Below are 22417 nucleotides of genomic sequence, written 5' to 3'. Positions count from 1 at the left end.
ACCATGCCTGAACAATCTATTGAACAGACCTTGTCTCAACTCAAACAACAGATTGAGGCACATAATTATGCCTATTATGTGTTAGACAACCCCACCATTAGCGATCCGCAATACGATGCACTTTATCGTCAACTAATCGAAATAGAACAAGCTCATCCTGAGCTGGTTACCCCAGATTCGCCAAGTCAGCGAGTGGGTGATCAAATTCGTGGCGGCTTTAAAGAAGTACGCCATCAAGTGCCGATGTTGTCCTTGGATAATGCGTTTGATAACGACGAACTCGCCAGCTTTAATCAACGCGCGCTTGAACGTTTAAAATCAGCCGAATTGTTAGCCGATAACCAGTTAATAGAATATGCTGCCGAACCAAAAATGGATGGCTTAGCGATTAATTTGCGTTACGAACAGGGCGTGTTAGTGCAAGCGGCTACGCGGGGCGATGGCTTGGTGGGGGAGGATGTGACGCATAATGTACGCACCATTCGGTGTATCCCTTTAAAACTGCGTGGAACCGACTGGCCAGAGGTGTTGGAGGTGCGCGGCGAAGTTTTTATGAACAAAGCCGCATTCGCTAAAATTAACCAATCCCAACTGGATAAAGCGGACAAGGTGTTTGCCAATCCACGTAACGCGGCGGCGGGTTCATTACGCCAACTCGATCCCAAAATCACCGCGCAGCGGCCATTGAGCTTTTTTTGCTATGGTTGGGGCGCGATCAGTGACGATTGGTCAATTCCAGAAAGCTACACTTCAGTCATTCATCAATTGCACGAATGGGGTTTGCCAACCAATCCGCTGGCTAAGTTAGTCGCCGGACAACCAGGCCTGGTGGCGTATTATGATGATTTGTTAGCCCAGCGTGATGGGTTGGATTATGAAATTGATGGCATCGTCTATAAAGTCGATCAAATTGCTTGGCAACAACAGCTAGGTTTTACCTCGAAATTCCCGCGCTGGGCGATTGCGCGTAAGTTTCCTGCGCAGGAGGTTTGGACGAAGCTGCTGGGTATAGATATCCAGGTCGGACGCACAGGCGCGCTCACGCCTGTTGCACGCCTTGAACCTGTATCGGTAGCGGGTGTGACGGTATCCAATGCCACCTTGCACAACCTAGATGAAATCCAACGCAAAGATGTGCGTGTCGGTGATACCGTAATTGTGAGGCGAGCGGGCGATGTGATTCCTGAAGTGGTCGGTTCAGTGTTGAGTTTGCGTCCAGACAATACTGAGTTGTTTGTGATGCCTAAAGCTTGCCCGGTGTGTGCGTCTGACGTGGTTAGAGAGTTGGATAAAGCCGTGTATCGCTGCACTGGCGGTTTGTTTTGCGCCGCACAGCGCAAACGTGCGTTAGAGCACTTTGTTTCGCGCAAAGCCATGGACATTCAAGGTTTGGGCGATAAACTGATTAACCAGCTTGTAGAAGCCGATTTAGTGCATCATCCGGATGATTTTTATGGCTTAACGCTAGCACAAATATCCGGTTTAGAGCGCATGGCGGAAAAGTCGGCACAAAATGTTTTGGATGCGATCCAAGACTCAAAACAGACTAGCTTTGCGCGTTTTATTTATGCATTAGGCATTCCAGAAGTAGGCGAAGTCACCGCCAAACAACTGGCGCAGCACTTTAAAACCCTGGATGCGTTAAAAGTTGCGGATGTCGAAAGCTTAATTGAAGTGCCCGATGTCGGTGAGATTGTCGCCAGTCATATTCGTGACTTTTTTCAGCAAACGCATAACCTCGAGGTCATCGACGGCTTATTAGCCGCAGGCATAAATTGGCCAGAGGTGGCGTCTAACCCGCCACAAACCGATTCAGCGTTTAATGGCAAAACCTGCGTGTTAACCGGTAGCTTAGAGCAGATGACACGTGACGAAGCCAAACAAATATTAGAGTCCCTCGGCGCAAAAGTCGCCGGTAGTGTGTCGGCCAAAACCGACTATCTGATTGCCGGTGAAAAAGCCGGCTCCAAATTAACCAAGGCCGAACAGTTGGGCGTAGCCGTGCTCACCGAAGCCGAATTTATCGAATTAGCAGGAGTGCAAAATGGTTAGACCACGCAACGTCAGTAAAGGAACCCGCAAAAAGCCGGTTTCAGACTGGGAGCAAGAAGAATTTAGCAGTCGTACCGACATTAAATTAGCCGCCCAACATGTGACCGATATTGGTATCCAGCTGGGTGAATTGAGTGAAAGTGCGATCAAAAAGATGGGCTTGCCGAGTGAGTTGTTAGATGCCTTGCTGTTACTTAAGCGAATGGATCCAGGCCCAGCGATTAAACGTCAGCGTTTGTTTATTGGCAAATGGCTACGTCAACACGAGGAGGAGTTGGCTGAGATTAAAGCCCAGCTGGAAGAAATTGAACAGCGTGCTAAGCAACAGAACCTACATTTCCAAAAGCTAGAACGTTGGCGTGACCGCTTAATTAGTGAGCAGGACGATGCTTTAAACGAATTTATGCAAGACTTTCCGCAAGCCGATCGTAACCTCATTCGTCAACACATCCGTAACGCGGCCAAAGAAGCCGAAATGGAAAAACCGCCAAAATCGGCACGTGCTTTATTCCAATATCTAAAAGGTTTGGAATGGTAGCCACCAGGCCTGGTGGTTATTTTTAGTCGTTTGTTTCTAACAGACGTTTTTGTTTGAAGTGGCGTTGAATGGTGTTAAGTTCAAATAGGGCGAGGCCTAATATCACCAGGCCTGCACCAAGCCAGATAGTTAAGCTGAGTTGTTCGTTGTTGACAAAGTAGCCTAACAGCAGGGCAAAAATGGGTGTGATCATCGGGATCATGCCTAAGCGAATCGCGTCCATGTGTTTTAATACGTAGTAATACAGCACAAATCCAAGCACTGAACCAATAATCACTAAATAGCCAATCGCGATACTTGAGCGTAGCGCTAAACTCGGCCAGTTAAATAATATGCTGGGGTTAAACAGAATATAGGCTAAGCTGGTGATCCAAAGTGCACCAGCGACCACATGGATCGCGGGGATATCGTGATTGGTTTTTTTAACCAATACGGTGCTGAGCGAGTGGAAAAATGCGGCTAGTATGGCGACCGCCAAACCCGTTATTTGTAAACTAGCCTGTTGAGTGTCTAAGTTGGGCGCAAATACCAATAACAAACCCGCCATGCTGATAAAAATGCCGAGCAACTTATTGAGTGTGAGTTGATGGCCAATCATTAGATAGTGCACCAGTAAGCCAGTCATAATTGGGTTCAGCCCCCAGATTAACGCAATCCAGCCCGACGGCATGGTTTGCGCTGACCAGTAGATTAAGGTCATGCCGCCTAATAAGCCAATCGAGGCGGAGGCGTAGACTTTAAGTGCGGACCAGCCAAATGAAAAGCGTCGATCGGTAAACCAAAACACTAAAGGTAAAATCACCAGCGCGCTTAAGCCGATGCGCGCGGCGACACCAAAAAACCAGTCGGCTTCGCCGCTCCAACTGATGGCTAGAGGGGTGGTGGTCCAGATGGCGATCACCATCAAATAGGCTAGGAATACACGCATTTAAAGATCTCTTGCGAGCAAGTGGATTAGATTAATGAGCTTCAAACACGCCAAGCTGGCGGTTCTTTTTAACTTGGTGAGCCTTGAAAAGCTGGGCGTTCATGCAGACATACACACCAGGTCTGGTAGTTTGCACCGCCATCAGCGCCGCGCCTAAATTAAAGCTGGCGTCGGATTCGGCTAATCGAAAGGGTCGCATCGCTCCGGTTAACACAATGGTTTTTTGTAGGCTGATTTGATCGACTAAATGCTGCTCTAGATATTCGGCCGTTTGGGTAAGGGTATCGGTACCATGCGTAATCACGATGAGCCTTTCTGGCGCCTTTAAACAGGCGTTTAAAATGCATTCTCGGTCGGTTTGAGTCATGTCTAGACTGTCTTTTAACATCAGGGTTTCAAGCCGTAAATTGAGTTGGTGACGGGCTTGTTTTAACAGCTCTGGTAGGTAGCTTTGTGCAAAATCCAGTTCGCCACTTAAAGCGTTATAGTCTTTATCAATGGTGCCGCCGCAGGCGAGTAGGGCGATAGCCTTCATGATTGACGCAAAATACCGCGCACGATACCTAAAATCTGGATATCTTCGTTTTTTAGGATAATCGGGTTCATGTCGGGGTTGGCCGGTTGCAAACGCACGCCGGTCGATTCGACATAGAGTTTTTTCATGGTAACTTCTTCATTATTGATGCGAACCACCACCGACTCGCCGTTTTCAGCGGAATTGCGGCGCTCGATAATCACGATGTCGCCATCTTCAATATTTTCATCAATCATCGAATTGCCTTTCACTCTTAAGGCAAAGGTTTCTTTTTTAACCAAGGATTGCGGCACGGACACGGTATCGTAGTCGAGTTCCATTTGAATTGGGTCACCCGCAGATGTCCAGCCGAGCAATGGGATTTCGACAAAATCGACGTCCAATAATTCCAAGGGTTCGGTTTCTTGGAATTGCAATTTTTGCTGACGTTTTGGAATCAAATAGGCTACGTTGGACATCTTAAGCACTCCTGATCAAATTATTTAGGAAATACCAGCTTAAAGGGTTTAACGTCGACATAGTCATACACACCTTCAAGCATATAAGGATCGGTTTCGGCCCATTTGCTGGCCTCCTCAAAACTATCAAACTCCGCTACAATTAAACTGCCGCTAAAACCTTCGGAGTTTAAGTTTGGGTTAGGGCCGGCTAACATCAAACGGCCTTGCGTATAAAGTTCTTCTAATCGAGCAACATGAGCCGGGCGCGCTTGTTGTCTGAGCGGCAGACTGTCTTCAACATCGTAGGCAAAAATTGAGAAAAGCATAGCCATTCCTTTTTCTGATTAGTCGGGTTTAGTGCGATTCGTATCCGTAGAATCGGTTGACGATTCTGTAGACTCTGTCTCTTCATCATTCGAAATTTGAGTATAGCGGCTAATATAAAGACCTTGCAATAAAATAAAGGCAAAGGTTAAGCCCATTAAGCCAAAGAGTTTGAAGTTAACCCAGGCATCCAATGAGAAGTTGTAATAAACCCACAAGTTAATCAGACCGCTGAAAATGAAAAACCCAATCCATAAATAGCTCAAACGAATCCAGATTTGATCCGGCAGTTCAATCATCGCGTCCATCATTCGGCGTACAATGGGTTTGTTGCCCATCACATAATGACTGGCTAAGAACACCAACGCAAAGCCCCAGTTTACAATCGTCGGTTTCCAGGCGATAAAACGCTCATCGTGCAATAACAAGGTCGCGCCGCCTAGCAATACAATCAACCCAAGCGTAATGAGGTGAATTTTTTCAACGCGTCTATGGCGCGCATAAAGATAGGAAACCTGAATAATGGTGGCGACAATAATCACCCCAGTAGCCACATAGATGTCATACATCTTATAAGCGATAAAGAATAAGAAAACGGGAAACAGGTCAAATAATAATTTCATAAGCTTGGGTGTCATTCACTTCAAAGTATTCGGGCTAAAAAACTGGCTTTCGTCAGTCTCGACTAATAGAATGGCTCATTCTAAAGGGGAACTCACTAGAATGAAAGTTGATTTTCATTGTCATACACGCGCATCCGACGGCACTTTGCCCCCACAAGAACTAGTGGATTTGGCAATTGAGAAGCAAGTTGATTGGTTGGCGATCACCGATCACGATACTACCGCCGGCTATGAACAGGTCAAAGATTATGCAGCGCAACAAGGTTTACGCTTAAGCTCGGGCGTAGAGGTGTCTGTGTTGTGGCAAAACCGCACCATTCATATTGTGGGTTTGAATATGGATGTATCAAACCAGCCATTCCAGGCTATGTTGTCTGATATTCGAGATTTGCGTTGGCAACGTGTGGCTCAGATTAATGAAAAACTTATGAAACGCGGACACCCATGCATGATGGCTCGTTTAAAAGAAATGGTAGGTGAGGGTGTAGCTGGCCGACCGCATGTGGCTCAAATATTGGTTGAGCGTCAATATGTGAGTGGCATTTCTCAAGCATTTGATAAATTTTTAAAAACCGGTCGATCCGCGTTTGTAAATGCGCAGTGGCCGGCGTTAGAAGACGCAGTAAAGCTTATTGTGGATGCGGGCGGTATCGCAGTAGTAGCGCATCCAGGGCAATATAAACTTACCAGTCGAAAGTTGAATTTAATGCTGGAGGCTTTTTCTCATGCCGGTGGACAAGGCTTAGAAGTGGTGACCTCGCCTAACCGAACATCGGAATCAGTAGGCATGGCGGATCGTGCGAAACGCTATGGTTTTTATGCGTCTATGGGCTCGGATTTTCACAGCCCAGAACATCGTTGGCGTAATTTAGGTTGGCTCGCTGAATTACCCGATGGTGTCACGCCGATATATGAGGCTCTTTAATCATTTTAGGGTGTGTAACCTGTACCAGGGCCCGGTATTTGCTTAATTTCCTACCGAAAGCGTTATAATTTCATTATTCAAACAACGGTTAAACTACATGTCGACAGATTGCTTATATATAAACATTCACCCTGAAAACCCACAGCCACGCTTGCTAGAGCAGGTGGTTGAGGTGCTTAACAAGGGCGGTTTAATTGCTTATCCAACGGAGTCGGGCTATGCATTAGGCTGTTTGCTGGATAATAAAGAAGGCGCGGATCGGATTCGTCAGATCCGTCAATTATCCGACAAGCACGATCTTACTTTAATGTGTAACGACCTGAGTCATTTATCGCACTACGCCAAGGTGGGCAATGTTCAGTTTCGCTATCTGAAGGCGAATTTGCCTGGGCCTTACACCTTTCTTTTGCCCGCTAGCCGTGAAGTACCGCGTCGTATACAAAACCCGAAACGCAAAACGATTGGTTTGCGCATTACACCCAATAAAATTACTCAAGATTTGCTCGGGTATTTTGATAAACCTTTAATGACCGCCAGCTTAATTTTACCGGGTGAAGAATTGCCCATGACCGATGGCTGGACAATTAAAGACACATTAGGTCACGCGCTGGATGCAGTGTTAGATGGCGGCTTCAGTGGTTTTGAGCCCACCACCATAATTGACTTTACCGAAGAAGAACCCGTGCTGGTACGTCAAGGTCAGGGAGTGTTTAACGAATGATGGCGTTAGACCAGTTAGATTTAATGCAAAAACTGGCGGTTTGGGCTTTGCCGGTTTTGTTTGCAATTACGTTGCATGAAGCCGCACATGGCTGGATGGCGGAGAAACTTGGCGATAAAACCGCACGCATGTTAGGTCGAGTGAGCTTAAACCCCGTCAAACACATTGACCCAATCGGTACGATTATAGTGCCAGCGGCGTTGTTGTGGTTTGGCGGTTTTATATTTGGTTGGGCGAAAGCGGTACCGGTGACTATGAAAAACCTGCGTAATCCGCGCGTGGACATGGCGTGGGTGGCGATAGCCGGCCCGGCGGCGAATTTGTTAATGGCATTATTGTGGGCGCTAGTGTTAAAAATCGGCTTTATGTTGATTGCCAGCCAACCCGGTGTTGGCCAGTTTATGATTTATTCGGGCATTGCTGGCGTCAGTATTAATTTGATTTTAATGATATTAAACCTGTTACCGATTCCGCCACTGGATGGCAGTCGAATTTTATCAGCGTTTTTACCCAGCCAATGGGCGTGGCAATATAACCGGCTTGAACCTTATGGGTTATTCATTTTATTGGGGATGCTGTTTTTTGGTGTATTAGGTCCGATTTTAATGGGACCTTATGGGTTTATACAGCAGTTAATTTATCAAGTGTTTGGTGTGATTTAGTATGCAAGCCACACAGCAGCTCTTACTGCCGTTGGCGATTGTGCAAGGTGAGCCCATGGTGAATTTGCCTAAGGGGTTATATATTCCACCGAATGCGCTAAAAGTGCTACTCACCGATTTTGAAGGGCCTCTGGACTTACTCTCGCACCTGATTCGTACCAATAAGTTCGATATCCGCGATATTCCAGTGTTTGAAATCGCGCGCCAATACCAGCAATACATTGGTTTAATGCAGCAGTTAGATATTGAGCTGGCGGGCGAATATTTGTTTATGGCGGCTTGGTTAACCGAAATCAAATCGCGTTTGTTATTGCCCAAGCCGCCTAGCTTGGACGATGATGACGAGGAAGAAGACGATCCGCGAATTGAACTGATGCAAAAACTGTTGGAATACGAAGCCTATCAACAAGGGGCGCGCTGGTTGGACAGTTTGAAAATTGTCGGACGCGATGTTTGGCCAATTGCAATTGAAGTCGAAACGCTACCGGAAGTGACCGCACAAATTGATCTGGATGATCTGAATATGGCGTTGCAGAACGTGATGCAACGCGCCTTAGCCAAAGTCGCACACCAGGTTAGCGAAGAGCCAATTGAAATCAGCGATAAAATTGAGTGGGTTTTAAGCCAAATCAGTTTAGAACCTGTTTCGATTCTGGATTTACTGGTCGCTCAAGAGGGTAAACCAGGCCTGGTGGTCACGTTTATCGCCGTATTAGAGCTTTGGCGACAGCAACAAATTGAGTTACAACAAGACGAAGCCTATGCGGATATTTCGATTCGTCGAGCGGCCTAAAATTTTCACTTCCTTAACGTTCAAAGTAGTTTCTAACCCATGACACAAGTGTTCTATTCATGACTGATAATCAACAAATGCTTTATCCAATTGTGCAAGCCCTGGTTTTTAGTAGCGATCAACCTTTGAGCGCGCAAACTTTATTTGAACTTTTGCAATTGGAATACCCCGATATTGAATTGGCCGATGTACAAGGTGTACTGCTTGAAATGAAACAATCCCTGGCTGGTTCGGGTTTGGTATTAGCTGAGGTTGGTGAAACGGTGCGTATTCAAGTCGCGGATGATTATTTGGATTGGGTGTATAAACTTTATCAACAAAATCCACCTAAATTATCGCGTGCTTTGTTAGAAACTCTGGCGATTATGGCACATCGTCAACCTATTACACGCTCCGAAATTGAAGCGATTCGTGGTGTGTCGGTAAGTTCTCCAATTATGGCTCAATTGAAACAGCAGGGTTGGATCAAGGCTTTAGGTCAAAAAGATGTACCCGGTCACCCAACCTTATGGGGTACAACCCCCAAATTACTCGAAGACCTAGGATTATCAAGTAAACAGGCCTTGGTCGATCAGCTCGAAACAATTGTTCAGCGTTTTATTCAAGAGCAGGAACAAGCGCAAAGTCAAAACCGTATCGATTTGGATTTATAAATTCCACGCCGCTCGTGTAATGGTAAAATCCATCCATTAATAACAAACTCAGTAAATACGTAAAGGTTGTCATGATTACAGGTGAAAAGCTTCAAAAAATTCTCGCACGTGGCGGTTATGGTTCGCGTCGTGAAATTGAGCGCATGATTGAACAAGGCCAAGTGCAATTAAATGGCCGCACAGCCAAATTAGGTGATCGCGCGACAGAAACCGATAAAATTCAAGTGCGTGGTAACAGTGTTAAATCGACGCGTTTGGTTAAACAGCCGACCGAAGTTCTGCTTTATCACAAACCCGAAGGCTTGGTTTGCACACGCTCGGATGAAAAAGCTCGCGATACGATTTTTGACCAACTACCGCATATAAAAAATGGACGTTGGATTACGATTGGCCGTTTGGATATTAATACCAGCGGACTATTATTGGTCACCAATAATGGTGAATTAGCAAACCGTTTAATGCACCCATCTTATGAAATTGAACGCGAATACGCGGTGCGTATTTTCGGTGAGGTTACTGAGGAGATGCTCACCAATGTGCGTCAAGGTGTAATGTTAGATGACGGCTTGGCCAAATTTGACCTGGTGTCTCGCTTACCCTCAGAAGAAGATGCGCAAAATCAATGGTACCGAGTGGTGTTAAAAGAAGGGCGCTATCGTGAAGTGCGTCGTTTATGGGAATCGCAAGGGGTTCAAGTGAGTCGTTTAATGCGTACACGTTATGGCGATTTCAGTTTGCCGCGTAATTTGCGTCGTGGTAAAACCCAAGCTTTAAACTGGATGCAGGTTAACACTTTGCTTAAAAGTGTGGATTTACCGGGCGAAGTTCGTCCTGATTTGCGCGGTCAAGTAGCGATCAAACAAACTAAAAAAGCACCAATTAAACCGACTCGTCGGGGGCGTTAAACTGTATTTTTGGATGACCACTAGGCCTGGTGCTATCAATCGAAACCTGTGATTTGTTTTTAATTCAACTTTTAGGAGATTGAGATGTTAAAAGTCGCGTTTTTTGCATTGTTTGTTGCATTGCTGGCTTTGGTTATGTATGCCTATGGGCCGGATTTAATTCAACTTCAAGAGCTAAGAGAAACCAATCAGGCGTTGAGTCAACAGGTTGAAGACTTGCAGGCCGAATTGGCCCTGAGTCAGCTTGAACAAGAACGCTTAAAAGAAGCGCTCGCCAAGCATGATGCATCTAAAATGAATCGGCTTTATGAGTAATTATGATTAAATCTGTGACAAACTGGTTTGATCGTTATCCTAAAAGCACGAGCCTGCTGCTAACTTTGTTAATAGGTGGCAGCTGGTTACTGGGGTTTAAATATACTGAGCCTTGGTTGCAAAACTGGCATTTGCCGCTATTTGGTGGGGTATTTTTGCTGGCGATTTTTATCACTGTCTATCGTGCCACGCGCCAACTTAATTTATATTTAGCCAGCGTCATTACCGATCATCCTTGGGTGCGTTGGGTAATTGAGGCGCGATTAAGCAGTCTAGTGATTGCCTTATTATTGGCAGGTATTTTGACGATTAGTGCGATGGTGCTTGTCTATACCGCTTCGGGTTATCCCACTGCATGGATTCTATTATCGGGTTTGACGATTGTGACCTTGCTGATGATTAAATTGACATTTCAGCGTTACGTTAAAACCGCGATTCATGATTTTAGCCGTGCCTATATCAGCGTGTTGATTGGAGCGCTTTATATGTTGGTGATGCAACTCACGGTTAATATGCGTTGGCCACCAATGCGTTTTGAACCCATGAGCGTTGAACTGCTCGAATTTGTGCGCGCTAGTGTGAATCATTCTGAAATACTGTTTCAACATATCGCACGTACCGCTATGTACATCGAGCACAATATTTTGGCCTTAGCCCAAATTGATGGCTTCAGTCCATGGTTAGTCGCCGTGACCTTGTTATTAACCACCTCCATTGTGCCTTTTATGGCGTTGGCGTTATTTATCCGATCAGTGTATGAAGGCGTGGTAGCACTACGTCCGAATACCCAAATAAAATATGACATTCATGTTTAAATTCATTTCTTTAGTTTTTGTTATTTATACCTTTTTAATGATTAGCCCTCAGGCATCTAGTTTAGTTTTATCTTCTGATTTATCAGCATCGGATAGGGCTTGGATCGGCGAAAAAATCTTTCAAAATGAAACGGCTGGTAAAGTAGAAAACCTGACTTTTTGGAGTCCGAACGAAGAATTTCCGTCTTTTGGAATAGGACATTTTATTTGGATTCCAAAGCATGTTGAAGTGCCTTTTGAATCGACTTTTGTCGAGATGGTCGCGTTTGTTTCGCAAAGCGTGTCAGCGCCAAAATGGATTCAACAGCGCCATGCTCCATGGGTGGATAAAGCCGAGTTTGACCAGGCATGGTGGTCGGAAGACATGCAGACCTTACGTGAATGGTTAGTTAAAACCAAGCCCCAACAAACCGCGTTCATTATGCAGCGTTTTGAAGCACGGATGGCGCGCTTATTAAGCGACTTACCAAAAGAACAATCTGTTAAAATTCGCGCCAAAGTTCAAACCCTAAGCCAAACCCGAGCCGGCTATTTCGCCTTAATTGATTACGCCAATTTTAAAGGCTTCGGCGATCATCCAGCTGAACGCTATCAAAACCAAGGTTGGGGCTTGTTACAAGTTTTACAAATCATGCCGTCTACATCAAACCCAAAATTAGCGCTGCAAGATTATGCTCAGGCGGCAGAAACAGTCTTAAGACAGCGCGTAAAGAATGCGCCGATTGAACGTAATGAACAACGTTGGATGCCCGGCTGGGCTAAGCGCGTAGCAAAATATGCAGTTGAATAAAACACAAGTGAATCACCAGGCCTGGTGCTGGTTAAATAGGAATATTTGATTTTATATGACTTCAGTTTTTAATGCCGTTATCCGCAGTATGCGGCCGCCATTTTTATTATTAAGCATTTCCGTTGTTTGTTTGGGCGGCGCTTTAGCTTGGTATGCAGGCGCTGATTGGTCGAATGGCTTATTTAGTTTGATTATGTTGGGCGCATTGGCCGCCCATGCCAGTGTGAATTTGCTTAACGAAGCGCATGATGCGCGTTCAGGTTTGGATAACTTAACCCAGCGTACCGCCTTCAGCGGTGGCAGTGGATCGTTGCAAAACACGCCTCAAGCACTCAAATGGGTTGAGGCCTTAGGCTATATCATGCTGGGCGTGGTGATCAGTATCGGTTTGTTTTTTATCTATTTGCGCGGCTGGGGATTATTACCGCTGGGTTTGTTGGGGATTTTAGTGGTGCTGAGTTATACACCTAAACTAACCCGTTCGCCTTGGTTATGTTTGGTTGCTCCCGGCTTAGGCTTTGGCCCTTTGATGGTGATGGGCACTTATTTTGTGATGATGGGCGAATACAGCTGGCTGGCGTTTGGCGTGTCTTTGATTCCGTTCTTTCTGGTGAATAACTTGTTATTGCTCAATCAGTTTCCAGACCTAGAAGCCGACCGGCAAGTAGGGCGGCGTAATTTGCTGATTTCAGCTGGTCTGCAACGCGGTGCGTTAGTATTTCGTTGGTTTTTATTAGCGGCTTTTTTAACCCTTCTGTTATTGGTCGCGTTAGAATATTTGCCTTTGTGGGCGTTACTAGGTGGTTTAAGCCTGATTTTGGCTGTGCCTTTGTATTTTAAAGTCAGCCAGTATTTTGATGACCTAGATCAGTTACAACCGGCTTTAAAGTGGAATGTGATGCTGAATTTATTCATGCCGTTATTGCTGGCTTTGGGCTTGTGGTTGGCTGGATCGTGAATTCACAACAAAATAACGTATTCGTTGGACAGTTTAATAGGAGCTAGCATGTCATTTAAAACTCTGATGGACACCGTCGGTAACACGCCTTTGGTTCAATTGCAGCGTTTGGTGAACCCGACAACCGGCTCGGTGGTATTGGTGAAGCTCGAAGGTAATAATCCGGCGGGTTCAGTGAAAGATCGTCCGGCTTTAAATATGATTTTACAAGCCCAAAAACGCGCTGAAATTAAGCCTGGTGATACCTTAATTGAGGCCACCAGTGGTAATACCGGTATTGCCTTAGCGATGGCGGCGGCTACGCTTGGTTATAAAATGATTCTGATTATGCCGGATAATATGAGTATTGAACGCCGCGCCTCCATGGCCGCTTATGGCGCAAAATTGGTTTTGGTAACCCAAGCTCAAGGTATGGAAGGTGCGCGCGACATGGCGCTGGCGATGCAAGCCAGAGGCGAAGGGCGGGTATTAAATCAGTTTGCTAACCCTGATAATCCGCTCGCACATTATCATTCAACCGGCCCTGAAATTTGGCGCGATACTCAAGGCAAACTGACACATTTTGTTAGTGCGATGGGTACAACCGGCACGATTATGGGTTGCTCAATGTATTTGAAAGAACAAAACCCAAATATTCAAATCGTTGGTGTTCAGCCGACTGAGGGCGCGTCCATTCCGGGTATTCGACGTTGGACGAAAGAGTATTTGCCTGACATTTATGATGATAAACGCGTGGACCGCATTATTGATATGCCACAAAATCTGGCCGAAGAAACCACGCGTCAACTCGCCATCCAGGAAGGCATTTTTGCCGGCATTTCTTCTGGCGGCGCAACCGCGGCGGCACTGCAGCTTGCCAACGAGCTTGAAAACGCGTTAATTGTGAGCATTGTTTGTGACCGTGGCGATCGTTATTTGTCGACCAATGTGTTTCCGGCGGAGTGAGTATGCAACCGGCTTTAATTTTTGATATTGAAACCGTACCGGATCTTGCTGGCGCACGTCGCGTGTTTGACTTGGAAGGTTTGTCGGACGCAGATACTTTGCAGGCGATTAATTTAAAACGTCGAATTGAAAGCGGTGGTGAGTTTCAAAAACACTTTTTGCACAAAATCGTCGCCATATCCGCCGTGATGAAAACCGGCGACTCGGTTAAAATTTGGTCAATAGGTGATGTCGACAGCGACGAAAAAACTTTGATTGAACGCTTTTTTGAAGGCATTGAACGTTTTAAACCCACGCTTGTGTCCTGGAACGGTGGCGGGTTTGATTTGCCAGTATTACATTATCGCGCTTTATTACATGGTATCAGCGCCCGCAGTTATTGGGATATGGGTGATTTTGATCGAGATCGAAAATGGCATAACTACATCAGTCGATTTCAGTTTGCGCACATTGATTTAATGGATGTGATGGCGGGTTATCAACCTCGCGCGGTGGCGAAATTGGATGAGATTGCCCAGTTGCTGGGTTTGCCCGGCAAAATGGGTCTGAGCGGCGCAGGCGTATTGGATCAGTATTTGGCTGGCGATATTAAAGGCATCCGGGACTATTGCGAGTTAGACGTGATTAACACCTACCTGGTGTATTTGCGTTTTCAATTGATGCGAGGCTGGTTTACGCCTAGCCAATACCAACAAGCCTGCGATGAGTTAGCGCAAGTTTTACTTAACCCCAATCAGCCCCATTGGCAGGCCTACCACCAGGCCTGGTTGGGTTTAAATAGCGATAATTAGGATAAACATGGCGCGAGAAATAGAACGTAAATTTTTATTAGCTAATGAAACATGGCGGCAATCGGTTAAAAAGCAAACCCGTTTTTTACAAGGCTACCTGAATCAAATTGAGGAAAGTTCAAGCAAAAGTTCGGTGCGAGTCCGCATTGAAGGTGAAGTCGCAAACCTCAATATCAAAAGCTTAGAAATTGGTTTAAGTCGGGATGAATATGAGTATTCAATCCCGTTGGCGGATGCGGAAAAAATGCTTAAAAAACTGTCAGTTGGGCCAGTTATTGAAAAAGTTCGTTACTTGGTTGAGCATGCAGGAATGACTTGGGAGATTGATGAGTTTTTTGGTGATAATGCTGGGTTAGTGGTGGCCGAAGTTGAGCTCGAATCTGAAACTCAATCTTTAAGCTTGCCGCCTTGGGCTGGCGCAGAAGTGACACATGACGTAAAGTATTACAACATTAGTTTGAGCAAACACCCCTACAAGGAATGGACTCTCGATGAGAAGCGTTAAACACTGGGCATTAATCAGCGCGATGAGCGCGGGTTTACTCACCTCTTTACCGAGCCAGGCGGCACCAGGCCTGGTGGATATTTACCAAATGGCGTTATTGCATGATGCGCAATTGGCGCAAGCTCGAGCGCGTTATGACGCTGAGCGCGAAGTCATGACGCAAGCCAGAAGCTTACTTTTACCCAAAATTGATGCACGTGCCACCCTGCAACAAAATGAAAGTAATTCGGATAGAAACACAGGAAGTGATCAGATTTTATCGGTTAGTTTAGAGCAACCTTTATTTAATCGCGAAGCCTTTAGTCGCTACGACCAAGCCAAATACCAGTTGGAATCATCAGAAATCACTTATCGTTTAGCTCAGCAAAGTTTAATAGAACGCGTTTCTAGCGTGTATTTTGATGTATTGCTGGCTGAGCAAAATCTAGCTTTGGCGACCTCTAAGCAAGAAGCGGACAAAATTCAGTGGGAAAAAGCGCAAGCTTCATCCGATGTCGGCTTAGCCAGTCGTACCGATGTACTGCAAGCGCGCTCAGCCTATGACTTATCAATCTCGACGCGTATTAATGCCGAAAACACCCTAGATAGCGCCTATGAGGCCATGACTAAACTCACCGGTAAACCGGTTAGACAAATCAAGCAATTGGTGTTGGATGTGGCCTTGCCCAAGTTAAACATGGACAAAACCGCGTTAGAACTTAAAGCCGAAGTTGATAACCTGCAGGTGCGTTTAGCGCAGCAAGATTATTTGGTTGCGTCGGAAGAAGTTGAAGCGCAAAAATCCGGTCATTGGTTTAATGTATCCTTGAATGCGCAGGTCAGTGATACAAGCTATTCTGGTTATAATACAACCGGTTTTACGACGCGTTTGGATAACCAAAACACCTCAGTCGGTATTACTTTGAATGTCCCTTTATACCGGGGCGGCGCAACCAGTTCACAAGTATCAGAAGCGCGTTTTAATAGCCAAGCGGCTAATATATCCGTGCGTGATGCGCGTGAGCAAGCGCGCTTGGATGCGCGTGTACAAGCTCAAAACTTACAGCGCGGCTATTCGTTAGTGGCCGCCTTACGTGAAGCCGTTAAATCAAGTGAAGCCTTTGTTGAAGCAGCAGAAGAGGGTTATCGAGTGGGATTGCGCAATTTAATTGATGTGGTTACCGCTCGGGCGAACCTATTCGATGCACAAAGCAACTTAGCCGAAGCCTTACATAACTTGCTGTTAACTCAGTTGCGTTTGCAAAATACCTTAGGTGAACTAAATGTTGATCACTTGCGTGAAATTGACCAGTTATTGAGTAACCCAAGTTAATATGCCAAATCCGATTAAACGCCGAAGCCTGTTAAAAAGCAGTCTTGGCTTGCTGGCGGTTTCACCCTTTTTAAGTGGTTGTGAGCGACCAAGCCAGGCGAATCAAATACTAGTGGGTGTTACCACGCGCCCACGAATGCTTGATCCTAGGCGCGCAACCGATGCCTTATCAAGTCGTGTGAACCGATTGCTGTATCGTCAGCTAATTGATTTTAATGAGCGTTCTGAACCGGTGCCGGATCTGGCCGATTGGCAGCAACTTTCTACTCAACATTATCGTTTTACCTTACGCGAAGAATCCGTATTTAAACATGGCAAGCCTCTGAATGCTGAGGATGTCGCGGCTACTTATCAGAGTATGTTAGAGGTTTCGTTTGGATCACCACATCGTGGGCCACTTAAACATATTGCACGTATTGATGTAATTAATGATAAAACACTCGAGTTTCATCTAAGCGAACCGGATTCTTTGTTTGTGGGGCGTCTTACTTTGGGTATTTTGCCAAAAGACCTGATTGAAGCGGGGCATGACTTTACCGATCGTCCGTTTGGTTCGGGGCAAGCTGAGTTTATTGAAATGAATGAACAACGCCTGGTTTTACGCCGTCCTGATCAAGTTGAATTGCATTTTATTGTGGTAAAAGACGCGATGGTTCGGGTGCTTAAACTCCAAAAGGGCGAACTGGATTGCCTACAAAATGATTTATCTCCCGAGCTAGTAAACTATTGCGAATCACAACCAGGCCTGGTGGTAACTTGGCAAAAGGGCACCAGTTATTCCTATATAGGTTTTAACTTTGATGATCCATTGCTTAGCCAAGCCGCTTTGCGAGAAGCGATTGCTTATACGATTGACCGACAGCAAATTATTGAGGCCATTTTTAACGGCCAAGCTCGTTTAGCTGGTGGTTTACTAGTACCAGAACATTGGGCGGGTAATTCTGAGTTAAGTGGCTGGCCGCATAACCTGGATAAAGCGCGTGCCTTGATCGCGCAGGTGGATTATCTGGGTAAAGATGAGGGTAAGCCACTGGTTTTGAGTTATAAAACCTCAAGTGATCCAACTCGCATTCGGCTGGCGACCTTATATCAAGCGCAATTAAAACGCGTAGGCATTGATTTGCAAATTCAAAGCTACGATTGGGGCACGTTTTATAGCGATATCGTACAAGGTCGCTTTCAAATGTTTGGCTTGGCTTGGGTGGGCATTAAAAGCCCAGACATTTTCCAATATGTATTTGCCAGCGATGCGATTCCGCCTAATGGTGCAAACCGGGGTCGCTATCGAAGCGAGCAAGCTGATCAAATAATTCAGCAAGCTGTGCAAGCCGATTCGGTTGAGGAGCAGGCGGCTCTTTATCAACAATTACAGGCACATTTACAACAGACTTTACCGATTTTACCTCTTTGGTATGAAAACCAATATGCGGTGACGCAACGCCATTTACAAGGATATCAATTGTTTGCCGATGGTCGCTTAGATTCGTTGTTGTGGGTGCAAAAGAAAGTCGGCTAAGAGTAGGGCGCAAATGCCGGTCTGATCGAAAAGTTTTTTTGCTGTTTTTACTAAAAACCGCTTGACGCTGGCGGTGGAGTCTTTATAATACGCCGCTATCAGCTTGAGGGGCTATAGCTCAGCTGGGAGAGCGCTACAATGGCATTGTAGAGGTCGGCGGTTCGATCCCGCCTAGCTCCACCAATAACCCCAAGTTTGATACAAAAATTTGTCCCGTTCGTCTAGAGGCCTAGGACACTGCCCTTTCACGGCGGTAACAGGGGTTCGACTCCCCTACGGGACGCCATTGCGGGAATAGCTCAGTTGGTAGAGCACAACCTTGCCAAGGTTGGGGTCGCGAGTTCGAGTCTCGTTTCCCGCTCCAAATTTTGTTGAATTGAATAGCCTAGGCTGGTTTGTAATAAACCCTATTCAGTTTGACCTAATCCATGCTTAGCATGGAATACAAATACGTCCCGTTCGTCTAGAGGCCTAGGACACTGCCCTTTCACGGCGGTAACAGGGGTTCGACTCCCCTACGGGACGCCAACACTAAAAGCCCGAGTAAACTCAGTTTACTCGGGCTTTTTCATTTCTACGGCTTTAATTTCCCAAATCTTATGGTACATTTATTAACAGAATGACGTTCAGTCAAGGTTGATTTCCTTCCGTTATTGGTTATTTTAAAGTTAAGCTCGTTTTCTAATTTGTCATTACATATCATCAAAACTATGCTCAACGCATACAAAGGAAACGTAATATGTTTCAAGCGGATATGGCCTTAATCGGCCTGGCGGTTATGGGGCAAAATTTAGTCTTAAATATGGCCGACCATGGTTTTAAGGTCACGGTTTATAATCGTTCATTTGATAAAACCCAGACTTTTATAGACGGCTCGGCAAAAGGCAAAAGCATTCAAGCGGCCGAAACTCTAACCGATTTGGTCAATTCCCTGTCTAAACCGCGAAAAATTATGTTGATGGTAAAAGCCGGTTCGGTGGTCGACGACTTTATAGATCAGCTGACCCCCTTATTAGATGCGGGCGATATCATTATTGATGGCGGCAATTCGCTCTACACTGACTCGACACGTCGGACACGTGAACTGGGTAACAAAGGCTTGTACTTTATTGGTACAGGCGTATCTGGTGGTGAAGAGGGCGCGCGTTTTGGGCCGTCGATTATGCCAGGCGGTCATCCAGAAGCTTGGCCTTTTGTTAAACCCATATTTCAAGCGATTGCCGCCCAGTCGGATGGCGACGCGTGTTGTGAATGGGTGGGGCCAGAAGGCGCGGGTCATTACGTCAAAATGGTGCACAACGGTATTGAATATGGCGACATGCAGCTAATCTCAGAGGCTTATCAACTTATGCGTGAAGGCTTAGGGATGAGCGCGGACGAATGTCACGAAGTCTTTAAAGAATGGAATCGTGGCGTATTGGATTCGTATTTAATTGAAATTACCGCTGATATTTTAAGTTTTAAAGATACAGACGGTGAGCCTTTGGTGGATAAGATTTTAGATGCGGCCGGTCAAAAAGGTACAGGTAAATGGACCGGAATAAGCTCACTTGAAATGGGGATTCCGCTCACATTAATTACTGAGTCTGTGTATGCGCGTTGCTTATCGGCGTTAAAAAATGAACGACTGCAGGCCGCTAAAATTTATCCTCGAACCTTACCCACCGTTGAGGTTGAGCGTGAGGTGATGTTACAGGCGATTCACGACGGCTTATACGCCGCTAAAATCATTTCTTACACCCAAGGCTATATGTTGATGGCGCAGGCCGCTAGCGAGTTTAAATGGCCGCTTAACTATGGCGGTATCGCTTTAATGTGGCGAGGCGGCTGTATTATCCGCAGTCGGTTTTTGGGCGAAATAAAAAGCGCATTTGATAAACAGCTGGATCTCGCGAATCTATTACAAGCGCCATTTTTTGAACAAGCGATTAAAGAAGCCGAATCTAATTGGCGTCATGCGGTGATTTTTGGCGTACAAAACTCGATCCCAACGCCCGCCTTAAGCTCGGCACTGGCTTTTTTCGACGGTTATCGCAGTGAACAGGTGTCGGCCAATCTGATTCAGGCGCAGCGTGATTATTTTGGCGCACATACTTATGAACGTGTTGATCGTCCACGTGGGGAATGGTTCCATACTGATTGGGTAGGTTCAGGCGGAAATATCCGTTCTAGCACCTACGAGGTGTGATTATGACCACGCATTGCACTTATGTGATTTTTGGCGCGACTGGCAATCTATCGCTTAGCAAATTGCTACCCGCGTTCTACCACTTGGAAGAAGTCGGGCGTTTAGATGAAGGGGTCAAAATCGTCGCCATTGGTCGGCGTGATTGGCAACGAGAAGATTGGGTTAAAGCCTCGCGTGAGGCGATCTTCCCATTGGCACGCGGTGGCATCAAAGATGACTTGTTTGAAAAGTTTAGTCAGCGATTGGATTATTTTAAAGCCGATATTGATGATCTTGAAAGCTTTGAGCGCTTAGCGAGTTATTTTGAGTCCAACCAGTTTTCAAAAAATATGGCGTTCTATCTGTCTATTAGCCCAAAAGACTTTGCCCAAGTGGTCGAAAATCTAGGTAAAACTAAATTACTGAATGAGCAGAATGGCTGGAAGCGGGTGATCTTTGAAAAGCCGTTTGGTTATGATGTCGACAGTGCAAAAAGTCTTCAAATTCAACTCAATAAGCAACTTGATGAAAGTCAGATGTATCGAATTGACCATTACCTAGGCAAAGGCATGGTACAGAATTTATTGGTATTTCGATTTGCGAACTTGCTGATGGAGCCGCTTTGGAACCGCAACTATATTGATCATATCCAAATCACTCATGCCGAAGCCAAGCCCATTGGCCAGCGCGCCGGTTACTACGATGGTAGTGGCGCATTACGCGACATGATTCAAAGCCATTTATTGCAATTGCTCGCGCTGATTGCGATGGAGCCACCGGCTTCAATTGAAGCGGAAGCTTTACGCGATGAGAAGGTGAAATTACTAAAATCTATACGCCCCATTGCCAAAAGTTCGGTTAATGCACAAGCTTATCGCGCGCAATACGCAGCGGGCGAAGTTGAAGGCAAGCCGGCGGTATCTTATTTAGATGAGCCAGGTGTCTCTGCGGATAGTGTTACCGAAACCTATGCGGCTTTAAAATTGTATATCGAAAATTGGCGCTGGGCAGGCGTTCCGTTTTATGTACAAACGGGTAAGAATATGCCAAAAAATCAGACACTTATTTCAATCTGTTTTAAACATCCGCCGAAACAATTCTTTCGCGATTCGCAGGTCAAAAAGATGGATCCAAATTGGTTGGTGTTTGGGATTCAGCCTGAAGAAACGATTCGGATTGAAATGACGGCTAAAAAACCCGGCTTGGAAATTAATACTCAGCAAATAAGCCTCGATGCCTTTATGCACGAACCAGGAAGCTTGAGAAGTGATGCTTATGAGGACTTGTTGCTGGATGTGATCAAGGGCGATCGTTCATTATTTTTACGTTACGACGAAGTTAAAGCCGCCTGGAAAGTGGTGGACCCGGTGTTACAGGCTTGGTCAAGTGAGCGTGGCTATATTGATACTTATGCGTCAGGGAGTTGGGGGCCAAAAGATTCGGTGAAACTGTTTGATCAAGCTGGTCAAACTTGGCGTTATTCTTTGGAACCTGAACATGAGTGATTTACCCGAGGGTTGGTTGTTATTTGATGAGGCCGAAAGTCTGGCTCAACAGGCGGTTAAGTTGATTATAAAAACCGCAGAGCAGGCGATTGCGCAAAGAGGCGCGTTTCATCTGGTCACGGCAGGTGGCACCACACCTAATCGTTGCTACGAGTTGTTACGCGAACAAAAGCACCAGGCCTGGTCGAAATGGTTTATTTATATGGGTGATGAGCGTGTATTGCCGCTGGATGATCCAGAGCGTAACAGCTCGGCTTTGCACCAGGCCTGGTTGTCGTCCGTGCCTATCCCGGCTGATAATATTAAGATCATTCCTGTCGAACTTGGACTGGAGCGTGCTGTTGCCTTATATAATCAAACCTTAGCATCGGTAGGGCCGTTTGATTTGGTAATGTTGGGCATGGGAGAAGACGGTCATACCGCAAGTCTGTTTCCTGGTCACGATAATTTGCTGGAAAGTGCCGATGTGATCGGAGTCAATAACTCACCTAAACCACCTTCAGAAAGAGTGAGTTTAAGTTATCAACGTTTAGCTAATACGCACGTGATGCTTAAACTCATTAGCGGTGTTGGCAAGCATGCAGCAGTGACAGCTTGGTTAAATCAGCAGCCTTTACCCATTAATCAATTAGCATCGGATCAACAAACCTGGGTATATATTGATCAAGCAGCTTATTTAGGAGCTTAGAACGGCTTTAA

At 45.8% G+C, this 22417-nt stretch carries 25 protein-coding genes and 4 tRNA genes; 24 read left to right on the top strand and 5 right to left on the bottom strand.

Annotation, left to right across the window (positions count from 1 at the left end; translation table 11 throughout):
* The first annotated feature begins 3 nt into the window (after positions 1-3).
* Positions 4-2052 (top strand): NAD-dependent DNA ligase LigA, encoded by a 2049-nt coding sequence (gene ligA, locus N746_RS0106070; protein WP_029934828.1) that lies wholly within the window; start codon positions 4-6, stop codon positions 2050-2052.
* Positions 2045-2590: a ribosome biogenesis factor YjgA gene (yjgA, locus tag N746_RS0106065; protein WP_029934826.1), complete on the top strand. Its 546-nt coding sequence runs from the start codon at positions 2045-2047 to the stop codon at positions 2588-2590. Before ligA ends, yjgA begins: the two co-directional genes overlap by 8 nt.
* Positions 2591-2612: 22 nt before the next feature.
* Here the strand turns inward: yjgA and N746_RS0106060 are convergent, their stop codons facing one another.
* From N746_RS0106060 to N746_RS0106040, 5 genes are read right to left on the bottom strand one after another with little or no spacing between them, the layout of a single operon-like run.
* Positions 2613-3518, bottom strand: coding sequence for a DMT family transporter (locus N746_RS0106060; protein ID WP_029934825.1), 906 nt, complete (start codon positions 3516-3518; stop codon positions 2613-2615).
* Between the two features lie 31 nt (positions 3519-3549).
* The gene (locus tag N746_RS0106055) at positions 3550-4053 is read right to left on the bottom strand and encodes an asparaginase domain-containing protein (RefSeq protein ID WP_029934823.1); all 504 of its coding nucleotides are present in this window, start codon (positions 4051-4053) and stop codon (positions 3550-3552) included.
* Positions 4050-4511 carry a transcriptional repressor LexA gene (gene lexA / locus N746_RS0106050; protein WP_029934820.1) on the bottom strand — a complete coding sequence of 154 codons (462 nt, stop codon included), beginning with the start codon at positions 4509-4511 and terminating at the stop codon, positions 4050-4052. The genes N746_RS0106055 and lexA overlap by 4 nt, the downstream gene beginning before the upstream one ends.
* Before the next feature lie 20 nt (positions 4512-4531).
* Positions 4532-4819, bottom strand: a complete 288-nt coding sequence (locus tag N746_RS0106045) for a YciI family protein (protein WP_029934818.1) — start codon at positions 4817-4819, stop codon at positions 4532-4534.
* Positions 4820-4837: 18 nt separating this feature from the next.
* A complete protein-coding gene (locus N746_RS0106040) occupies positions 4838-5440 on the bottom strand; it encodes a septation protein A (RefSeq protein ID WP_029934817.1) in 603 nt (200 codons plus the stop codon).
* A 100-nt stretch (positions 5441-5540) separates the two neighbouring features.
* Between N746_RS0106040 and N746_RS0106035 the strand changes: the two genes are divergently transcribed.
* The 22 genes from N746_RS0106035 (at position 5541) to pgl (ending at position 22406) form a co-directional block, all read left to right on the top strand.
* Positions 5541-6365, top strand: coding sequence for a PHP domain-containing protein (locus tag N746_RS0106035; protein ID WP_029934815.1), 825 nt, complete (start codon positions 5541-5543; stop codon positions 6363-6365).
* Between the two features lie 97 nt (positions 6366-6462).
* Positions 6463-7086, top strand: coding sequence for an L-threonylcarbamoyladenylate synthase (locus N746_RS0106030; protein ID WP_029934813.1), 624 nt, complete (start codon positions 6463-6465; stop codon positions 7084-7086).
* On the top strand, positions 7083-7748 hold the full coding sequence (locus N746_RS0106025) for a site-2 protease family protein (protein WP_029934811.1): 666 nt from the start codon (positions 7083-7085) through the stop codon (positions 7746-7748). Before N746_RS0106030 ends, N746_RS0106025 begins: the two co-directional genes overlap by 4 nt.
* 1 nt (position 7749) lies before the next feature.
* Positions 7750-8541, top strand: a complete 792-nt coding sequence (locus N746_RS0106020; protein ID WP_029934809.1) for a segregation and condensation protein A — start codon at positions 7750-7752, stop codon at positions 8539-8541.
* A 59-nt stretch (positions 8542-8600) separates the two neighbouring features.
* Positions 8601-9194 (top strand): SMC-Scp complex subunit ScpB, encoded by a 594-nt coding sequence (scpB, locus tag N746_RS0106015; RefSeq protein WP_051678544.1) that lies wholly within the window; start codon positions 8601-8603, stop codon positions 9192-9194.
* Between the two features lie 71 nt (positions 9195-9265).
* Entirely contained in the window at positions 9266-10099 is an 834-nt protein-coding gene (gene rluB / locus N746_RS0106010) for a 23S rRNA pseudouridine(2605) synthase RluB (protein ID WP_051678543.1), read from the top strand.
* A gap of 84 nt (positions 10100-10183) precedes the next feature.
* Positions 10184-10414, top strand: coding sequence for an MreC domain-containing protein (locus N746_RS0106005; RefSeq protein WP_029934806.1), 231 nt, complete (start codon positions 10184-10186; stop codon positions 10412-10414).
* 2 nt (positions 10415-10416) lie between these two features.
* Positions 10417-11229 (top strand): hypothetical protein, encoded by an 813-nt coding sequence (locus tag N746_RS0106000; protein WP_029934805.1) that lies wholly within the window; start codon positions 10417-10419, stop codon positions 11227-11229.
* The gene (locus N746_RS0105995) at positions 11222-12019 is read left to right on the top strand and encodes a hypothetical protein (protein WP_156018280.1); all 798 of its coding nucleotides are present in this window, start codon (positions 11222-11224) and stop codon (positions 12017-12019) included. The genes N746_RS0106000 and N746_RS0105995 overlap by 8 nt, the downstream gene beginning before the upstream one ends.
* A 55-nt stretch (positions 12020-12074) precedes the next feature.
* Positions 12075-12977 carry a prenyltransferase gene (locus N746_RS0105990; RefSeq protein WP_029934803.1) on the top strand — a complete coding sequence of 301 codons (903 nt, stop codon included), beginning with the start codon at positions 12075-12077 and terminating at the stop codon, positions 12975-12977.
* 48 nt (positions 12978-13025) lie between these two features.
* A complete protein-coding gene (gene cysM, locus N746_RS0105985) occupies positions 13026-13922 on the top strand; it encodes a cysteine synthase CysM (RefSeq protein ID WP_029934801.1) in 897 nt (298 codons plus the stop codon).
* Between the two features lie 2 nt (positions 13923-13924).
* Complete coding sequence (locus tag N746_RS0105980; protein ID WP_029934799.1) at positions 13925-14713, top strand: 3'-5' exonuclease; 789 nt, start codon at positions 13925-13927, stop codon at positions 14711-14713.
* 7 nt (positions 14714-14720) lie between these two features.
* The gene (locus N746_RS0105975; RefSeq protein ID WP_029934798.1) at positions 14721-15218 is read left to right on the top strand and encodes a CYTH domain-containing protein; all 498 of its coding nucleotides are present in this window, start codon (positions 14721-14723) and stop codon (positions 15216-15218) included.
* Complete coding sequence (locus N746_RS0105970; RefSeq protein WP_029934797.1) at positions 15205-16530, top strand: TolC family outer membrane protein; 1326 nt, start codon at positions 15205-15207, stop codon at positions 16528-16530. Before N746_RS0105975 ends, N746_RS0105970 begins: the two co-directional genes overlap by 14 nt.
* Before the next feature lies 1 nt (position 16531).
* Positions 16532-18046, top strand: coding sequence for an ABC transporter substrate-binding protein (locus N746_RS0105965; protein WP_029934796.1), 1515 nt, complete (start codon positions 16532-16534; stop codon positions 18044-18046).
* A 107-nt stretch (positions 18047-18153) separates the two neighbouring features.
* Positions 18154-18229: transfer RNA gene (locus N746_RS0105960), tRNA-Ala, on the top strand.
* Between the two features lie 27 nt (positions 18230-18256).
* A tRNA-Glu gene (locus N746_RS0105955) sits at positions 18257-18332 on the top strand.
* A 2-nt stretch (positions 18333-18334) separates the two neighbouring features.
* Positions 18335-18410 (top strand) — tRNA-Gly (locus tag N746_RS0105950).
* An 88-nt stretch (positions 18411-18498) separates the two neighbouring features.
* Positions 18499-18574: transfer RNA gene (locus tag N746_RS0105945), tRNA-Glu, on the top strand.
* Positions 18575-18785: 211 nt separating this feature from the next.
* Complete coding sequence (gnd, locus tag N746_RS0105940; protein ID WP_029934795.1) at positions 18786-20234, top strand: decarboxylating NADP(+)-dependent phosphogluconate dehydrogenase; 1449 nt, start codon at positions 18786-18788, stop codon at positions 20232-20234.
* A 2-nt stretch (positions 20235-20236) separates the two neighbouring features.
* Entirely contained in the window at positions 20237-21718 is a 1482-nt protein-coding gene (zwf, locus tag N746_RS0105935; protein WP_029934794.1) for a glucose-6-phosphate dehydrogenase, read from the top strand.
* A complete protein-coding gene (pgl, locus tag N746_RS0105930; protein WP_029934792.1) occupies positions 21711-22406 on the top strand; it encodes a 6-phosphogluconolactonase in 696 nt (231 codons plus the stop codon). Before zwf ends, pgl begins: the two co-directional genes overlap by 8 nt.
* Positions 22407-22417 lie beyond the last annotated feature (11 nt).

Origin of the sequence: Thiomicrospira pelophila DSM 1534 (genome assembly GCF_000711195.1) — a bacterium.
Lineage (GTDB): Bacteria > Pseudomonadota > Gammaproteobacteria > Thiomicrospirales > Thiomicrospiraceae > Thiomicrospira > Thiomicrospira pelophila.
The sequence above is the reverse complement of the archived record's forward strand: the minus strand, read 5'-3'. Positions and strand labels throughout refer to the sequence as shown.

What these genes read in the sequence shown, in the direction of transcription:
- yjgA (WP_029934826.1), top strand. Translation starts at nt 2,045, where the DNA reads ATGGTTAGACCACGCAACGTCAGTAAAGGAACCCGCAAAAAGCCGGTT.
- N746_RS0105970 (WP_029934797.1), top strand. Translation starts at nt 15,205, where the DNA reads ATGAGAAGCGTTAAACACTGGGCATTAATCAGCGCGATGAGCGCGGGT.
- N746_RS0105965 (WP_029934796.1), top strand. Translation starts at nt 16,532, where the DNA reads ATGCCAAATCCGATTAAACGCCGAAGCCTGTTAAAAAGCAGTCTTGGC.
- lexA (WP_029934820.1), bottom strand. Translation starts at nt 4,511, where the DNA reads ATGTCCAACGTAGCCTATTTGATTCCAAAACGTCAGCAAAAATTGCAA.
- N746_RS0106055 (WP_029934823.1), bottom strand. Translation starts at nt 4,053, where the DNA reads ATGAAGGCTATCGCCCTACTCGCCTGCGGCGGCACCATTGATAAAGAC.
- N746_RS0106005 (WP_029934806.1), top strand. Translation starts at nt 10,184, where the DNA reads ATGTTAAAAGTCGCGTTTTTTGCATTGTTTGTTGCATTGCTGGCTTTG.
- N746_RS0105995 (WP_156018280.1), top strand. Translation starts at nt 11,222, where the DNA reads ATGTTTAAATTCATTTCTTTAGTTTTTGTTATTTATACCTTTTTAATG.
- N746_RS0105980 (WP_029934799.1), top strand. Translation starts at nt 13,925, where the DNA reads ATGCAACCGGCTTTAATTTTTGATATTGAAACCGTACCGGATCTTGCT.
- N746_RS0106045 (WP_029934818.1), bottom strand. Translation starts at nt 4,819, where the DNA reads ATGCTTTTCTCAATTTTTGCCTACGATGTTGAAGACAGTCTGCCGCTC.
- N746_RS0106030 (WP_029934813.1), top strand. Translation starts at nt 6,463, where the DNA reads ATGTCGACAGATTGCTTATATATAAACATTCACCCTGAAAACCCACAG.
- N746_RS0106060 (WP_029934825.1), bottom strand. Translation starts at nt 3,518, where the DNA reads ATGCGTGTATTCCTAGCCTATTTGATGGTGATCGCCATCTGGACCACC.
- rluB (WP_051678543.1), top strand. Translation starts at nt 9,266, where the DNA reads ATGATTACAGGTGAAAAGCTTCAAAAAATTCTCGCACGTGGCGGTTAT.
- N746_RS0106035 (WP_029934815.1), top strand. Translation starts at nt 5,541, where the DNA reads ATGAAAGTTGATTTTCATTGTCATACACGCGCATCCGACGGCACTTTG.
- N746_RS0106020 (WP_029934809.1), top strand. Translation starts at nt 7,750, where the DNA reads ATGCAAGCCACACAGCAGCTCTTACTGCCGTTGGCGATTGTGCAAGGT.
- pgl (WP_029934792.1), top strand. Translation starts at nt 21,711, where the DNA reads ATGAGTGATTTACCCGAGGGTTGGTTGTTATTTGATGAGGCCGAAAGT.
- scpB (WP_051678544.1), top strand. Translation starts at nt 8,601, where the DNA reads ATGACTGATAATCAACAAATGCTTTATCCAATTGTGCAAGCCCTGGTT.
- N746_RS0106040 (WP_029934817.1), bottom strand. Translation starts at nt 5,440, where the DNA reads ATGAAATTATTATTTGACCTGTTTCCCGTTTTCTTATTCTTTATCGCT.
- N746_RS0106000 (WP_029934805.1), top strand. Translation starts at nt 10,417, where the DNA reads ATGATTAAATCTGTGACAAACTGGTTTGATCGTTATCCTAAAAGCACG.
- ligA (WP_029934828.1), top strand. Translation starts at nt 4, where the DNA reads ATGCCTGAACAATCTATTGAACAGACCTTGTCTCAACTCAAACAACAG.
- zwf (WP_029934794.1), top strand. Translation starts at nt 20,237, where the DNA reads ATGACCACGCATTGCACTTATGTGATTTTTGGCGCGACTGGCAATCTA.
- N746_RS0105975 (WP_029934798.1), top strand. Translation starts at nt 14,721, where the DNA reads ATGGCGCGAGAAATAGAACGTAAATTTTTATTAGCTAATGAAACATGG.
- N746_RS0105990 (WP_029934803.1), top strand. Translation starts at nt 12,075, where the DNA reads ATGACTTCAGTTTTTAATGCCGTTATCCGCAGTATGCGGCCGCCATTT.
- gnd (WP_029934795.1), top strand. Translation starts at nt 18,786, where the DNA reads ATGTTTCAAGCGGATATGGCCTTAATCGGCCTGGCGGTTATGGGGCAA.
- N746_RS0106025 (WP_029934811.1), top strand. Translation starts at nt 7,083, where the DNA reads ATGATGGCGTTAGACCAGTTAGATTTAATGCAAAAACTGGCGGTTTGG.
- cysM (WP_029934801.1), top strand. Translation starts at nt 13,026, where the DNA reads ATGTCATTTAAAACTCTGATGGACACCGTCGGTAACACGCCTTTGGTT.